Here is a 14,542-nt window from a genome sequence, read left to right as displayed (position 1 = left end):
CCATATCCCCCGTCAAGCCTTTGATTCAAAAAAAGTTTTATTTCTTAACATCGGTACTCAGATGAGGAAGCGCCGCGCGCAGGTAATTGATCATCGACCAGAGGGTAAGCGCCGCGGCGATCAACAATAAGGCATAGCCTACCAGCACGATGAAGGTAAGCGCTGGCGGATTTCCGAGCAGGATGATGAGCGCCACCATTTGTGCAGCCGTTTTCCATTTACCAAGGTTGGACACTGCCACATGAGCACGCGCGCCCAGCTCTGCCATCCATTCACGCAGCGCCGAAACCACGATTTCGCGGCCTATGATCACGGCCGCTGGGAGGGTAAGCCAGATAGTGGCGTGGTTCTCCACCAACAGCACCAAGGCTACTGCCACCATCAGCTTGTCGGCCACAGGGTCCAGAAAGGCACCGAAGGGGGTGCTTTGCTCAAGACGCCGGGCCAGGTACCCATCGAGCCAGTCTGTAGCGGCAGCCACGGCAAACACACTGCTGGCTGCCAGGTAGCTCCAGTTATAAGGGAGATAGAACAGCAGTATGAAGATCGGAATCAGCGCAACGCGCAGAAGGGTCAAGAGATTAGGAATATTCATTGGCACGACTGGCAGCGGGTTGAGCTGCCATTCTACTCGCTGTGCAGGTTGGCATAAATCAACTCGGCCAGCTTTTTACTGATGCCAGGTGCTTTGGCAATTTCATCGATGCTGGCCCGGCTCAGCTCCTGAAGGCCACCAAAGTGTTTGAGGAGGTCGCGCCGGCGTTTGGGCCCTACCCCATCGATACCTTCCAGCGTAGAGGTTCTACGCGCCTTGCCGCGGCGAGCGCGGTGGCCAGTGATCGCAAAACGGTGCGCCTCGTCCCGTATCTGCTGGATAAGGTGCAAGGCGGGCGAGTCGGCCTTGAGGGTGAATTCGTTTGCAATGTCATTCAGGTAAAGGGTTTCGAACCCGGCCTTGCGGGTCACGCCCTTGGCAACACCGATCAAAATAAGCTCGGGCACTTCCAAGGCCTGCAATACTTCACGCGCCATGTTCAACTGGCCCTTGCCACCGTCCACCAGCAATACGTCCGGTAGCTTCCCCTCACCACTCTTGATCTTGCTGAAACGCCGGGTGAGCGCTTGATGCATGGCGGCATAATCGTCACCACCGGTCACGCCCTCAATGTTGTAGCGCCGATAGTCCGACTTTATAGGGCCTTCAGGGCCAAACACTACGCAAGAGGCCACCGTGGCTTCGCCGCTGGAATGGCTGATGTCGTAGCACTCCAGCCGCTGCGGCGGTTCGTCCATGCCCAGTACGTCGGCAAGGGCGTCGAAACGGGCCGTGACGTGCTGCCGGTTCGCCAGGCGGGCTGCCAAAGCCTGATCGGCATTGGTAACGGCCAGTTGCTGCCAGCGCGCACGCGTGCCTCTCACCCGATGACTTACCGCGAGCTCACGCCCGCGCAAGGTACTCACGGCCTCGATCAGCGCTTCTATGTCCTCAGGCAACGTATTGACGATGATCTCTGCCGGCAACTCACGCTCAGAGCTACCCAGGTAATACTGCGAAAGAAACGCAGACATCACTTCATCCAGCGACTCTTCAATACCAACCTGGGGGAAGAAATTCTTGCTGCCCAGTACCCGACCGCCACGCACGCTGATCAAATGTACGCACGCACCGCCTGGGTTGGTGAACGCAGCAACCACATCCACATCACCCGTCCCCCCCTCCATGCTCTGCTGATCCTGAACGCGACGGAGCACTGCGATCTGATCACGCAACTCGGCCGCTTTCTCGAAATCCAGATCCAGTGCTGCCCGCTCCATACTGCCGGACAACTCGTTGGTCAACTGGTGGCTGCGCCCCTCCAGAAACATGATCGAATGGCGTACGTCCTCGGCGTATTCAGCACCCTCCACAGCCCGTACACAGGGTGCCTTGCACCGTTTGATCTGGTATTGAAGGCACGGCCGGGTGCGATTTTTAAAGTAGCTGTCTTCGCACTGGCGAACCTGGAAGGTTTTCTGCAACAGGCTGAGGCTCTCACGGATCGCCCCTGCACTGGGGTAAGGCCCGAAATAACGACCTTTTCCCTTTTTTGCGCCGCGGTGAATGCTGAGCCTGGGAAACTCGGCATTGGAGAGGTACACATAAGGGTAAGACTTGTCATCGCGCAGAAGAATGTTGTACGGCGGCCGCCACTCTTTGATCAAGGTCTGCTCAAGCAGCAGCGCCTCGGTTTCATTGGCAGTGATCGTCGTTTCCACTTGGGCTATATGCCCCACGAGTGCAGCGGTCTTGGGCGCCAGCCCTGTTTTGCGGAAATAACTGGCAAGGCGTTTTTTAAGGTTGCGCGCTTTACCCACATACAGCAGGCGGCCACCTTCATCGAACATCCGGTAGACGCCAGGGCGCCCGCTACAGGTCGACAGAAAAGCGGCTGGATCGAAGAGTTGAGTCATGTTTACGCGTTGGCGTCGACCATGCCGTGGCGAACGGCCAGCAATGTAAGTTCGACGTCGCTGGTAATGGAAAGCTTTTCAAAGATGCGGTACCGATAGGTATTCACGGTCTTCGGAGAAAGGCATAACTTGTCAGAGATGTTCTGCACCTTCTGACATCCCACGATCATGAGCGCAATCTGGATTTCGCGCTCAGACAACAGATCGAAGGGCGATGACGTGGTTTGCGGCTGGAACGATTTGAGCGCCAGCTGCTGGGCGATCTGTGGGCTTATATAGCGCTGGCCGGCAAATACCAGACGGATCGCCTGGACCATTTCGGTCAAGCCTGCGCCCTTGGTAAGGTAACCGGCCGCACCTGCCTGCAACAGGCGCGTGGGGAATGGATCTTCCTCGCACACCGTGACCACCACTACCTTTAGATCAGGATGGCTGCGCAACATTTTGCGCGTTGCCTCAAGCCCGCCTATCCCCGGCATTTTCACGTCCATCAGCACGACGTCCGGCCCCAGGTCTCGCGCTGCTTTGAGCGCTTCCTCGCCTGACTCCGCCTGGCCGACCACCTGAAGCCCGTCGATATCGGACAGCATTCGAGTAATGCCTGTGCGTACCAGATCGTGATCATCGACCACCAGCACCCTAATCAAGCAGACACCTCTCGTTACGCTTTACGTTCAGAACGGTACATTAACAAAGATCCATCCGTCACACCTAGGCCTAAATGAAAACAACGTTGCTAACCTTAACGCCCGCGCTTGCGCTCACTATCAGTACCCGGCGTGATTGTTGCCATCGCCTCAACCATGGCCGCCACTGCTGCCCGAACCTTGGAAGGCAACGCGCGAAAGCTCGCCAGCAGGCTAGCTTCGTCATCGGCCAGCCCACCTCCCTGGTGAACGTGGCGTTCGCCGGTCAGCACGTAGAGTACGTCCACCTCGTGGCCTGCAATGGCTACGAGGTAATCCGCCCTAGGCCAGCGCTCGCCACTTTCGTACTTGCCCTGCGCATTAGGCTCAACCCCGCCGATTTCACCAAACGCCCGCTGCGTGAGCTTCAAACGCTCACGCTCCTCCCGGATCCGGGGACCTATTGAAGTCATTTGAATGTATAATCCTTTGCGCAACATCCGTTTGGGTTGCTTACCATAACGCTATTAAATCAAACAAAACGGACTTGAACTATGCACGGTATACGGACTGCCGCACAAGCCAGAGCCTGGCTGGATCGGCAAGGAAAATCGGTTCAACAGTTTGCACGGGAGCACAACGTGGATGCGGCCACCACCTATCAGGTGCTGTCAGGGCGCAAAAAGGGGCGGCGCGGGGAGGCGCACAAAGTGGCTGTCTTGCTCGGCATGAAGGAAGGCATCATTCCCTCAGATACCGAGCCGGCCAGGCGAGTGCTTCACAGTACGCCCAGGTGATCGGCAATCCAGGGCAAGGCGGTTTCGCAGGATTGGCTCACTTTAAGTGCCAGCAAGGCATCGGCCCGGGTCCTCCCCAGATTGATCGCCAGCAGAGGCTTGCCTTGCCGGGACATTTCCAGGCAAAGACGATAGCTTGAATACGCCATTAATGACGACCCCACCACCAGCATAAGGGCGGCCCGCTCGGCTGCCTGCCAGGCAGCCTGAGCAACACGAGGGCACACACCGTCGCCGAACAGGACCACGTCCGGCTTGAGCCGATCCCCGCCGCACGCGGGGCAACTGGGCAAGGTGAAACGCTCCAGAAAGTGCGTAGCCAGGTGAGCATCTCCGTCTGGCGCCAGTACAGCATGCACCTCTTGAAGCGCCGGATTGGCAGCCTCCAATGCCTCCTGCATGCAGCTACGCGGCAGCCTTGCGCCACAGTCAAGGCACATCACACGGTGCAAGTTACCGTGAAGCTCAATGACATGGCGACTCCCCGCCCGGTCATGAAGGCCATCTACATTCTGGGTGATCACCGAAACAATATGACCGGCCGCTTCAAGGCGTGATACTGCCAGGTGTGCAGCATTGGGCCGAGCGGCGTCGACGCCTTGCCACCCCACCATCGCCCGTGCCCAATAGCGCTTACGCGCCTGAACCGAACTGACAAACTCTTGGTGCATCATGGGCGCATTGCCACGGCGGACGCCTTCGGCGTCACGGTAATCCGGAATGCCGGAAGCCGTGCTGATACCAGCGCCTGTCAGCAACACAATAGGCTGGCCTGCAAGGTGCTCGCACAGCACTGAAAGGGCCTCGTCGGCCTGGGTAGTGTCCATCGCAACCTCCGTTACAGCCAAGGCGCCTGGCCAAATGGGTGATACAAGGTTAAACCAGCCGGAGCGCGCCTGGATGAATTGCGACGAATACCCTGGAGTGAATAAGTACTGGCAACACTTGCAGGCCTACCTGCGGGTTTGACTCGATGGTAGATGTAGCCGAAGCTGTCGACCTTGCCGCAGCGGACCTTCGAATGACCCGCGTTACACGTTTTTTGATAGCAGCCTGCAGTGCCATGGTCATTGGGCTAGGGTTCTGGCATGCCTCTACACCTGCACCCGTATCACTACCTGCAGCGACCGAGCATGGCTACGCCAGTGCATTGCATGCGGCACGCGCAGGTGCCCCAGGCGCAGCTCGCTTGCTGTATCAGCAGCTGGACCGAGCGGACCTTACGCCTTCCGGCCAAGCCGCCCTCTTTGCCGTATTGCCAGATTACCCTAGCCCAAGGGCATTAAGGTTCGCACGGGCGGGCTTGCAGGCCTCCAGCCCCGTGGTGCGCCGTGCGGCTGTCCAGGCGGTGGCAGGTTTGTTGCCGGTCGCCGAGCAGGCGCAGGTGCTTGGCCCCTTGCTCGATGATGCAGACGAAGGCGTGCGACAGGCTGCGGCTATGAAGCTGCTATCACTTGGCATTCCGCAATCGGGCGCCTATGGCGATCGACTCGATCTAGTGCTGGAGGGCTACGCCAGAGACCTTGAAAACCAAGCGTCCGACCCGGCTGCGCAACTGCAACTGGCAACGCTGCGCCTGCAGCAGGGTAAGCCTGCTCTAGCTCAAAGCTGCGCACACGCCGTGTTGGCCTTGCAGCCTGATAACCTGCAGGCCCGGGTGATATTAGCCAAAGCGCTTGATCGCTTGGGCAGCCCTGATGAAGCCCGGGAAACCTTGGCCGAACCCTTGCGAGAGCAGCCTGACAATGCGTTCCTGCAGCACGAGCTTGGGCTGTGGCTACTTAGCCATGACCAACCAGCCTATGCGTTGCTGGCGCTGGCCAAATCCGTAGAGCGTGCTCCCCAGAACGCCACTTACCGCCTGGATCTGGCCTTGAGCCTGCACCGCCTGGATCAGCCAGAAGCAGCACAGGCCCAGCTGGACCAGTTAGTGCGCCGGCACCCAGCCAACCGCAAAGCCAGGGTGCTGTTGATCGAGTACTGGAAACAAGCCGGCCAGCTGCAGAATGTACAAGTTCTGCTCGCTGAGCTAGAGCAACAGAACCCAGATGATCCGTTGCTGGATCAAGGGCTCTAAAGGCGGGCGAGGAATCGCAGAGGCACCGCGTTATGCCAGCTCTTTGCGAATAGCGGCCTGTAGATCGTCCAGCTCAAATGGCTTGGCGAGCACAGGTGCACGCTGAGCGATAGGGTGCACGCTGTCCCGAATCTCCTTGGGATACCCACTTATGAAAATCACTTTGAGTTCAGGCCGCAGCTTCACTGCGGGCTCGGCAATGTCCACACCTGAGATCCCGCCTGGCAGCCTGTAATCGGTGATCATCAGGTCCAGATGCGGCTTGCGCGCCAGAATGTCGAAGGCTTCTACACCATTCTCTGCTTCCAGAACGTGATACCCCTCCCCCTGAAGATAGTCGCGAAGGATCTGGCGTATCACCGCCTCGTCTTCAACGATCAGCACTACGTCTTGCGCATCTCCACTCATTGCATTGCCTATGTAAGATTGTCTCGGGCTGCCCATGTGACCTCAGCCCCCAAGAGAGGTTGCGTTGTCACGCGGCCTGGCCGGCGCGTGGCAAATGGACGGTGAATACAGCGCCTTGGCCCAAGGTGCTTTGTACGCTGATGTGGCCACCATGCGCGGCAACGATCTGCTCGGAAATGAACAGGCCTAGCCCTAGACCCGCGATCGCATGGCGGTTGGACGCACGCTCGAACTGCTGGAAAATCCGGCGCTGGTCCTCTTCGCTGATGCCAACACCGTGGTCACGTACGTGTACACGCGCCCACTGCGCATCGGTGTCGACCCAGACCTCCACCGCACCTTGGCCACCGTAGCGCAACGCATTGGTCAACAGGTTGGCCACCACCTGCTCTATCCTGAATTCGTCCCAGTGGCCCTCTACGGCAGTCGGGGTTTGGCAGTCGATTGTCATGCCAGCGGCAGTGGCCTGGGGTATGAAGCGGTCAACCACGCTGTTCACCAGTTCGCACAAGTCAAACGCCTGAGGGCGAATAGACAGTTTGCCCGTACGTATGCGCGCCACATCGAGCATGTCCTCGATCAACCGGATCAGGCTTTTGATCTGGCGCTCATCCCGCTCCACCATGCCCTGCATCTTGTCCAGGGAAAACGCCGCAGCGTTACCTTTGGCAAGGTGCATCTTGCGCAACTGGGTTTCCAGGATCAGCCCATTGAGCGGTGTACGCACTTCATGGGAGACCACCGACATGAAGTCATCACGCATGCGAACTGCGTGTTCGAGTTCTTTCTGGGTGGCTTGCAACTGCCCTAGCAGCACTTCCTGCTGTTGCCTGCTGCGCTCCAACGCTTCCAGTTGCTCGTTAAGGGTTTTGCGCTGGCGATACAGGTCCACGAATACGCTGACTTTGCTTTTTACTGCCAACGTGTCGAGTGGCTTTTGCAGGAAGTCGACCGCGCCCGTCTCATACCCCTTGAACGCGTAATTGAGTTCCCTGCCCGCCGCAGACACGAACACGATCGGAATATGCTTGGTTTTTTCCGTGCCACGCATCAACTCTGCCAACTCGAAACCATTCATGCCAGGCATCTGCACATCCAGGATGGCCAAGGCGAATTCGTGCTGCAGCAACAGGTGCAATGCGTCATCCGCGCACAAGGCTTTGTACACCTGGCGGTCGCTGCGGCTTATCAGCGCCTCCAAGGCCACGAGGTTTTCAGGGAGGTCATCGACGATCAGCAACTTTGCGGGCGCCTGGCTCAACATTCGCCCGCTTCCAGGCCAGCCAATAGGCTTCCAATACGGTCCAGGGTAAGCACATGATCGGGGCGAAAAAGGCTTAATGCGGCTTGGGGCATAGTTGAAATCCGAGCTTCGGCAGGGTCCTGCACCACGGTGAGGCCGCCCGCCTGGGCAATGCGGGAAAGCCCGCTGGCGCCATCCTGGCTTGCGCCTGTCATGAGCACCCCCACCAGGCCAGCCCCATAGGCATCGGCTGCTGACTCGAACAGGATGTCGATCGAAGGACGAGAGAAATGCACCCGTGGCTCCTGGCTTAGCGAAAAACTTCGGTCTCGCTCAATGGAGAGGTGATAGCCGGGGCCTGCCACGTAGATCATACCGGGCTCAAGGGGCGCCTTGTCCTGGGCCTCCTGAACGGGTCGGCGCAGCCGGCGTTCGAACACACTGGCCAATTGGCTGGGCTGGTTCTCGGGCAAGTGCAATACCGCGACGATCGGTAGACCAAAGGCAGCAGGCAAATAGCCGAATACACTCAGCATTGCCTCAACGCCGCCGGCGGACGCGCCCAACACTACAGCTTCACAAGCTTGTCTCACGCTTGCAGCCCTCACAATTTGCGATAGATTCTTTCGGGCCGAGAGAGCGCTTCGAACCGGCCGGCATAGGCAGTGAAATCAAGGGTTTCCTTGGCGCCCAGCATTAGAAAGCCCCGATGGCACAAAGACTCGTGGAACAACCCGAAGGCTCGATCCTGAAGTTTTTTATTAAAGTAAATCAATACATTGCGACAGGATACCATGTGCGTTTCGGAAAAAACGCTGTCCGTAGCCAGGCTATGGTCGGCAAAGGTCACGTTCTCACGAAGCGAGCTGTCGAGAATCGCGTGATCATAAGCGGCCGTATAGTAGTCCGAGAAGCTACGTTTTCCGCCGGCACGGTGGTAGCTCTCGGTATACGCCCGAATGGCCTCAAGGGAATAGATACCCTGCTTGGCCCGCTCCAACGACGTAGGGTTGATGTCTGTGGCGTAAATCAGCGAACGCTCCAGCAAGCCTTCCTCACGCAGCAGAATGGCCAGGGAGTACACTTCCTCCCCTGTACTGCAGCCAGCAATCCAGAGTTTGAGGGAAGGATAGGTTTCCAGCACCGGTACCACATTACGGCGAATGGCCAGGAAGTGCTCCGGGTCTCGGAACATTTCGCTGACCGGGATAGTGAGGTACTGAAGCAGTTCAGAGAACATGCCGGGCTCATGCAGCATTCGCTCCTGCAAACGGGACACGGTCTCGCATTCGAACTGGCCCAACGCGTGGAGCAGGCGCCGCTTGACAGACGCCCCTGAATAATCCCGGAAGTCGTAGCTGTATTTGAGGTAGATCGCCTCGATCAGCAATTTGATTTCGATATCCAGGGTACGGTCACTGCTTGTCAACGAAATACCCCTTTGAACGCTTGGCCACTCATACACACTTAAATGCGCTCCAATTGAGGCAACCACACCCGTATCAGCGAGAACAAACGGTCAAGCTCAATGGGCTTGGCCAGGTAATCGTTGGCACCCGCATTGATGCAGCGATCCTGGTCATCTTTCATGGCCTTGGCCGTGACAGCGATGATGGGCAGCTTGCGCCAGCGTGGGTCCTTCCTGATTTCCCGTGTGGCTTCGAAACCGTCCATTTCCGGCATCATCACGTCCATCAGTATCAGGTCGATTTCAGCCACCGCATTCAGGCGTTCAATGGCCTCACGGCCGTTGCGGCCTATTTCGACCACAGCCCCTTTCTGCTCCAATGCGCTGGTAAGGGCGAAGATGTTCCGCACGTCATCATCCACTACCAGTATCTTGCGGCCTTCAAACACCTTGTCCCGGCTGCGCGCCGTTTTAAGCATCTTTTGCCGTTCATGGGACAGCTGCGACTCTACTTTATGCAGGAACAAGGTGACCTCATCAAGCAGGCGCTCCGGAGAGCGTGCACCCTTGATAATGATCGAGCGCGAATACTTGAGCAGCTCGGCCTCCTCTTCACGAGTGAGGTTGCGGCCGGTGTATACGATTACGGGTGGGAACGATCGAATCTCATCCGTAGACATGCGCTTGAGCAAATCGTTGCCCAGCATGTCCGGAAGCTTGAGGTCGATGATCATGCAGTCGTAGATGTTGTCACGCAGCAGGTCGAGCGCCTCCTGAGCGTACCCGACGGCTGTGATTTCGATGTCGTCGTCACCGATCAGCCGGGCAATGCTGTCGCGCTGAAGGTCGTCATCTTCGACCAATAGAATGTGCTTGAGCTTTTGTGTGAGCTTGGCCTCAAGCCGGGCAAACACAGACTTCAACTCTTCACGCGACGTCGGCTTCACGGCATAGCCCACAGCCCCCATGTGCATCGCCGCTTCCACCCTGTCTTCCACGGAAATCACGTGAACCGGAATATGCCGGGTGGTGGCCTGCTCTTTAAGCCGCTGGAGCACGGTAAGGCCGGAATGGTCTGGAAGGCGCATGTCCAGCAATACCGCATCTGGCAGGAACTGCTCGGCCAGCATATAACCCTCGTCAGCCCCGTGGGCAACCAAGCACCGGTAGTTAAGCTCGTGGGCCAAGTCATACAGAATGCGTGCAAAGCTGGGCTCATCCTCTATCACCAGAATGCAGCGCTGAGCTGAGGATTCCAGGTCTCGGTCATCAGGGAACCGAGGGATACTGACCGACGGCGGCGTGGGTGCAGGCAGGGGTACAGGTGCAACAGGCGCCGGGGCGCTGGCGTGCCGATGAGCCGCAATGCTCGGGACAGGAGCAACGGCGGCACCCGCTTCATAGTTCGTAGGAAGCACCAATGTAAAGGTACTTCCGCCGCCTAGCGCACTGCTCACACTGATGGTACCGCCCAGCAACGTTGCAAGGTCCCGCGAGATAGACAGCCCCAAGCCCGTGCCTCCGTAACGCCGGCTGGTGGTGCCATCGGCCTGGCGGAAGGCTTCGAAAATGACCTGTTGCTGGGCGGGTTCAATGCCGATACCCGAGTCGCGCACCACGAACGCCACACTGTCATCGCTTTCACGGGCAATGGTAAGGCGCACTTGCCCTTGTTCGGTGAACTTGATGGCGTTGGAAAGCAGGTTCTTGACGATCTGCTCCACCCGTTGCCTGTCCGTAAACAGGGAAGCCGGTGCTTCGTCCTCAACCACAACCTGAAAATCCAGGCCCTTGTTTGCCGCTACCGGCTGGAACAAGCCTCTAAGGCTATCGGCTAACCGCGGCACACTGGTCGTTTCCGGGCGTACATCCAGTTTGCCGGCCTCCACCTTGGAGATGTCCAGAATATCGTTAATAAGGTTAAGCAGGTCGTTACCCGCCGAATAGATGGACTCGGCAAATTTCACCTGGTCCCCACTCAAGTTGCCATCAGGGTTTTCAGCCAACAACTTGGCCAGGATCAGCGAGCTATTGAGCGGCGTGCGAAGCTCGTGAGACATGTTGGCGAGAAACTCGGATTTGTAGCGGCTGGAACGCTGAAGCTCGTCCGCCCGCTCCTCCAGTTGTACCTGGGCATGCTTGAGGGCATCTCGCTGGTTTGCCAGCGCTTCGGTGCGCTCAGCCAGCTGTTCGTTGGTCTGTTCCAGCTCGGCCTGCTGGGTTTCCAGGTAGGCCTGAGACTCTTTAAGTACTCTTGACTGCTCTTCAAGCTCTTCGTTGGCGGTCTTGAGTTCTTCCTGCTGAACTTGGAGTTCCTCGTTGAGCTGCTGGGTTTCGGCCAGCACTTCCTGAAGACGTTGACGGTAGCGCGCCGCTTCCACAGAAGTACCGATATTTCCGCTCACCAGTTCGAGGAAGGCGATATCACGGTCTGTGAGGGGGCGAAGAAAGCCCAGCTCCAGCACCGCATTGACCTGGCCATCGTCCAAGGCTGGCAATATAGCCACAGCGCGCGGCAGCCCCTCGCCCAAGGCGGAACTCACCTTGAAATAATCCGTGGGCACGTCATCCAGCCGATGCAGGCGACCTTGCTGGGCAGTCTGCCCTACAATCCCCTCAGCCCCGCGTATGACATGGTCTCGCCCCTCCTGCTCACGGGAAAACCCATAAGTGGCGACACGGCGAAGATTGCTCTGCTCATCCCGTACATATAAAGCGCCCACTACAGAGCCCAGGTAGCGCGAGCAGAATTTCAGCACATTGCTACCCAATGCCTGCAAAGTAAGCTGGCCGAGCACCTCTTCAGCCAACTCGGTCTGCCCATTGCGCAACCAGGCCTGAACTTCGAGGCGTTCAGCGCTCAGGCTCTGGGCGTCGAGAATCTCGCCGTATTGGTGGGACAGGTTGATCAGATCACGGCGGCCACGGTAGGCCAGCAGGCCACTGAGTACCAGTACAAAGCTCAGGTAGAGTGCAATGGCTGTCCATGTGGTACGTGTGACCTCCTGGCTGCGCTCCAGCCGAAGTTGCTGTTCAGTCGCAACGAACGCCTCATATTCGGCTCGGATTTCATCCGTAAGGCGTTTGCCCTGGCCGGCTTGTATGGCGCTGCGGTAGTCCTGGCCCTGCCGGCGCATGGCAATCATTTCGGCACCAAACGCGTTCCAGGCATTCTGCAGGCCCTGCAGGCGGTTAAGCCTGTCCACCTGCTGCGGGTTATCACTGACCAGCGCCTTTAGCCCTTCGAGTTCGGTAGCAATACGCGGCTTGGCCACCTCGTAGGGGTCCAGGAAATGCTCGTCACCGGTCAGCAAAAACCCGCGCATGCCGGTTTCCATGTCTACCGACAGCTTTATAGCCTGGTTGGCGTTATTGATCACCCTGTCGGTATGGTCAACCCAGCCGATCACATTCAACAAATACGCCAGCAATCCGGCGAACACCAACATGCTGAGCACGCCGACGCCCAATGGCAGCGCGACGTTGCGCATGAGAATCTTGCGAAAAGCAAACTCATTGAGGGAAAACGCTTTGGTCATATCCATGGCCCGGTTGGAGGACAACAGCGGAAGTTTGCCGGAAATTTCGTGCGAGGTCCTCATCTACACAGCTTTCTGGGCGCCGAATGGCTGAAATAGCTTAGTGGGCAACACAATTTAACGTAGGATAGCGCCCGCGACGCGCGCCAGGCTCTACAGGCACCGCGACAATGTCCAGGCTCATTGGCCATTGCCCCTGATTGCGTCGCCTGCACCTTACCTAACCTACGGAATGTATCCATGTCTTCATCCGACACCCCTACCATCCTCGTGGTCGAGGACGATGATATCGTTCGCATGCTGATGGTGGACGTGCTTGAAGAGCTCGATTTCCAAGTACTGGAGGCCGATGGGTGGGACCCGGCCTTGGCGGCGCTTCAAGGTGACAACCCTGTCGACCTGCTGGTAACAGACGTAGGGTTGTGCGACGCCGCTGACCGCACGGGCCTGGACCTGGCCCGCGAAGCACTGCTCCTGCGCCCAAACATTCCCGTGCTGGTTGCCAGTGGCTACGGTAATACGCTGGAGCTTCCGGCCGGTGCGCAGTTGCTGAGTAAGCCGTTTACCATCGATAGCCTCCGCGACACGGTCAATGCCCTGCTGGTACAGCGCTCCACCCGCCCTCTATAATCCCCACCTTCTATAAACCTTGTACAACGCATGGACAGCACCTGCTGTCCATGCGCCCCCTCCTCGCCTTTCACTACTGCCTACCAACTCCTTCCCTATTGTCGCGTTGAATGGCCTTGCCGGCCAGTTCAGCATTTAGTCGTTGGCTATTTCGAAAAAAGGAAGGCACCTAGCATTACAAAGCCTCTTATAGGATCCATACTAACAAACTATTGAATTTAAACGGATTTTTAGAATTTTCATCTAAGAAAAACTGTAAGCGTACTTTCAACACGTCAATGCTCTGTCGGAAACTATGAATAGGCGTCAAAATTAGTACTGGCCGGTCACATAAGAGCAAATTTCAACCACTATTTGCTTGGATCCCCATTTTTAACAGGCTACACTCGGGTAGGAATTTTCTTATACAAGCTTTATAAGCGAGGGTAGGATCATGTTAAATATCACCGGCAGCCTGGTCTACGATACGCCGGTCATGAGAAGGCTCGTGACCGTTACGCCTACGCTCAAGCCTGCCCTACGCAAGGTGGCTGATTTCATCCTTCGCAACCCTATGCGCTCTGCGACCATGAACATCGACGAAATCGCCTTGGCAACCGGCGCCTCTACTGCAGCCGTAAACCGGCTGGCCCATGCCATTGACCTCGCGGGCTTTACTGGCCTGCGGGCGGCGCTGGTTGAAAACCTGCTGGCATTGATATCCCCCGCTGACAAGGTTCGACAGGAACTCCATCAGCGCCCTGGGGGCGCGTTTGCCCTGGACCTTCAAGTAAGGGTATCGAAAGGCAACATGGACGCCACCTTGGCCGCTAATGCCGAAGCGACCTTCAGCAGCGTGGCAGACGCCTTGGTCAAGGCAAACCGCCTGTACACGCTCGGGTTCGGACCTTGCCACCACCTGGCAGGGCTGGCGGCTACGGCCTTCCTACCCGTGTGCCATCAGATATTGTCCCTCAGTACCGACGGCGGCAGCGAAGCAGCGGCCTGTCGGCTGGCAGGTATCGGCCCCTCGGATGTACTGCTGGCAATTGCCTTGCCACCCTACAGTGAAGAGGTCACTGCCTTGGCGCGGTATGCCCTCAGCCGAAAAGCTCAAGTGCTGGCGATTACGGACTCACCCGCGTCGCCTTTGGCGCGGCACGCTAGCTTTACCTTATATGCCCCAGGCAATCACCCTGTACTAGGTGAAAGCACGGCTAGCGCGCTCAGTATCATCGAAGCGCTGGCATCCAGCATCCGTCACCGCTGCGAGGGCAAGGCAAGCCAAGCCATGCGACAGGCACAAGAGGCTATCAATAGCCTTCGCTTCAAGGGCAGCAAAGGCTAAGGCTTGCGACACCTCTTATAAGGCAGGTTTAGAACA

14 protein-coding genes are annotated in these 14,542 nt (G+C 57.7%); 4 read left to right on the top strand and 10 right to left on the bottom strand.

The window, feature by feature from the left end; genetic code table 11:
• Positions 1–37: 37 nt before the first annotated feature.
• The 4 genes from pgsA to HBH25_RS01920 all read right to left on the bottom strand — a co-directional run bounded on the left by pgsA (position 38) and on the right by HBH25_RS01920 (position 3,550).
• Positions 38–595, bottom strand: a complete 558-nt coding sequence (pgsA, locus tag HBH25_RS01935) for a CDP-diacylglycerol--glycerol-3-phosphate 3-phosphatidyltransferase (RefSeq protein WP_168080958.1) — start codon at positions 593–595, stop codon at positions 38–40.
• A 32-nt stretch (positions 596–627) separates the two neighbouring features.
• Positions 628–2,451: an excinuclease ABC subunit UvrC gene (gene uvrC / locus HBH25_RS01930; RefSeq protein WP_168080956.1), complete on the bottom strand. Its 1,824-nt coding sequence runs from the start codon at positions 2,449–2,451 to the stop codon at positions 628–630.
• Positions 2,452–2,453: 2 nt separating this feature from the next.
• Positions 2,454–3,098, bottom strand: coding sequence for a response regulator transcription factor GacA (gene gacA, locus HBH25_RS01925; RefSeq protein ID WP_168080954.1), 645 nt, complete (start codon positions 3,096–3,098; stop codon positions 2,454–2,456).
• A 95-nt stretch (positions 3,099–3,193) separates the two neighbouring features.
• A complete protein-coding gene (locus HBH25_RS01920; protein ID WP_168080952.1) occupies positions 3,194–3,550 on the bottom strand; it encodes a helix-turn-helix domain-containing protein in 357 nt (118 codons plus the stop codon).
• Between the two features lie 81 nt (positions 3,551–3,631).
• Here HBH25_RS01920 and HBH25_RS01915 point away from each other — a divergent pair, with 81 nt between their 5' ends.
• Entirely contained in the window at positions 3,632–3,874 is a 243-nt protein-coding gene (locus tag HBH25_RS01915; protein WP_168080950.1) for a DNA-binding protein, read from the top strand.
• On the opposite strand, the gene HBH25_RS01910 is transcribed toward HBH25_RS01915, so the two are convergent.
• Positions 3,856–4,701, bottom strand: coding sequence for an NAD-dependent protein deacetylase (locus HBH25_RS01910; RefSeq protein WP_168080948.1), 846 nt, complete (start codon positions 4,699–4,701; stop codon positions 3,856–3,858). The two genes, HBH25_RS01915 and HBH25_RS01910, sit on opposite strands and share 19 nt — an antisense overlap.
• Positions 4,702–4,895: 194 nt before the next feature.
• On the opposite strand from HBH25_RS01910, the gene HBH25_RS01905 reads away from it, so the two are divergent.
• Positions 4,896–5,951, top strand: a complete 1,056-nt coding sequence (locus HBH25_RS01905; RefSeq protein WP_168080946.1) for a tetratricopeptide repeat protein — start codon at positions 4,896–4,898, stop codon at positions 5,949–5,951.
• A 30-nt stretch (positions 5,952–5,981) separates the two neighbouring features.
• Here the strand turns inward: HBH25_RS01905 and HBH25_RS01900 are convergent, their stop codons facing one another.
• The 5 genes from HBH25_RS01900 to HBH25_RS01880 form a co-directional block, all read right to left on the bottom strand.
• Positions 5,982–6,359 carry a response regulator gene (locus tag HBH25_RS01900; RefSeq protein ID WP_168080944.1) on the bottom strand — a complete coding sequence of 126 codons (378 nt, stop codon included), beginning with the start codon at positions 6,357–6,359 and terminating at the stop codon, positions 5,982–5,984.
• Between the two features lie 67 nt (positions 6,360–6,426).
• The gene (locus tag HBH25_RS01895) at positions 6,427–7,623 is read right to left on the bottom strand and encodes a hybrid sensor histidine kinase/response regulator (RefSeq protein ID WP_168080942.1); all 1,197 of its coding nucleotides are present in this window, start codon (positions 7,621–7,623) and stop codon (positions 6,427–6,429) included.
• Positions 7,617–8,213 (bottom strand): chemotaxis protein CheB, encoded by a 597-nt coding sequence (locus HBH25_RS01890; RefSeq protein WP_324616850.1) that lies wholly within the window; start codon positions 8,211–8,213, stop codon positions 7,617–7,619. The genes HBH25_RS01895 and HBH25_RS01890 overlap by 7 nt, the downstream gene beginning before the upstream one ends.
• A complete protein-coding gene (locus tag HBH25_RS01885; protein WP_178088794.1) occupies positions 8,207–9,031 on the bottom strand; it encodes a CheR family methyltransferase in 825 nt (274 codons plus the stop codon). The genes HBH25_RS01890 and HBH25_RS01885 overlap by 7 nt, the downstream gene beginning before the upstream one ends.
• 38 nt (positions 9,032–9,069) lie before the next feature.
• Positions 9,070–12,549 carry a response regulator gene (locus HBH25_RS01880; protein ID WP_168081433.1) on the bottom strand — a complete coding sequence of 1,160 codons (3,480 nt, stop codon included), beginning with the start codon at positions 12,547–12,549 and terminating at the stop codon, positions 9,070–9,072.
• A 240-nt stretch (positions 12,550–12,789) separates the two neighbouring features.
• On the opposite strand from HBH25_RS01880, the gene HBH25_RS01875 reads away from it, so the two are divergent.
• Positions 12,790–13,179 (top strand): response regulator, encoded by a 390-nt coding sequence (locus HBH25_RS01875; RefSeq protein WP_168080936.1) that lies wholly within the window; start codon positions 12,790–12,792, stop codon positions 13,177–13,179.
• Positions 13,180–13,612: 433 nt separating this feature from the next.
• Positions 13,613–14,506: a MurR/RpiR family transcriptional regulator gene (locus HBH25_RS01870; protein ID WP_168080934.1), complete on the top strand. Its 894-nt coding sequence runs from the start codon at positions 13,613–13,615 to the stop codon at positions 14,504–14,506.
• The last annotated feature ends 36 nt before the right edge of the window (positions 14,507–14,542 follow it).

Origin of the sequence: Pseudomonas quercus (genome assembly GCF_012033695.1) — a bacterium.
GTDB lineage: Bacteria > Pseudomonadota > Gammaproteobacteria > Pseudomonadales > Pseudomonadaceae > Aquipseudomonas > Aquipseudomonas quercus.
This window is presented reverse-complemented; position numbering and strand designations above follow the sequence as displayed.

What these genes read in the sequence shown, in the direction of transcription:
- pgsA (WP_168080958.1), bottom strand. Translation starts at nt 595, where the DNA reads ATGAATATTCCTAATCTCTTGACCCTTCTGCGCGTTGCGCTGATTCCG.
- uvrC (WP_168080956.1), bottom strand. Translation starts at nt 2,451, where the DNA reads ATGACTCAACTCTTCGATCCAGCCGCTTTTCTGTCGACCTGTAGCGGG.
- HBH25_RS01920 (WP_168080952.1), bottom strand. Translation starts at nt 3,550, where the DNA reads ATGACTTCAATAGGTCCCCGGATCCGGGAGGAGCGTGAGCGTTTGAAG.
- HBH25_RS01915 (WP_168080950.1), top strand. Translation starts at nt 3,632, where the DNA reads ATGCACGGTATACGGACTGCCGCACAAGCCAGAGCCTGGCTGGATCGG.
- HBH25_RS01910 (WP_168080948.1), bottom strand. Translation starts at nt 4,701, where the DNA reads ATGGACACTACCCAGGCCGACGAGGCCCTTTCAGTGCTGTGCGAGCAC.
- HBH25_RS01905 (WP_168080946.1), top strand. Translation starts at nt 4,896, where the DNA reads ATGACCCGCGTTACACGTTTTTTGATAGCAGCCTGCAGTGCCATGGTC.
- HBH25_RS01900 (WP_168080944.1), bottom strand. Translation starts at nt 6,359, where the DNA reads ATGAGTGGAGATGCGCAAGACGTAGTGCTGATCGTTGAAGACGAGGCG.
- HBH25_RS01895 (WP_168080942.1), bottom strand. Translation starts at nt 7,623, where the DNA reads ATGTTGAGCCAGGCGCCCGCAAAGTTGCTGATCGTCGATGACCTCCCT.
- HBH25_RS01880 (WP_168081433.1), bottom strand. Translation starts at nt 12,549, where the DNA reads ATGACCAAAGCGTTTTCCCTCAATGAGTTTGCTTTTCGCAAGATTCTC.
- HBH25_RS01875 (WP_168080936.1), top strand. Translation starts at nt 12,790, where the DNA reads ATGTCTTCATCCGACACCCCTACCATCCTCGTGGTCGAGGACGATGAT.
- HBH25_RS01870 (WP_168080934.1), top strand. Translation starts at nt 13,613, where the DNA reads ATGTTAAATATCACCGGCAGCCTGGTCTACGATACGCCGGTCATGAGA.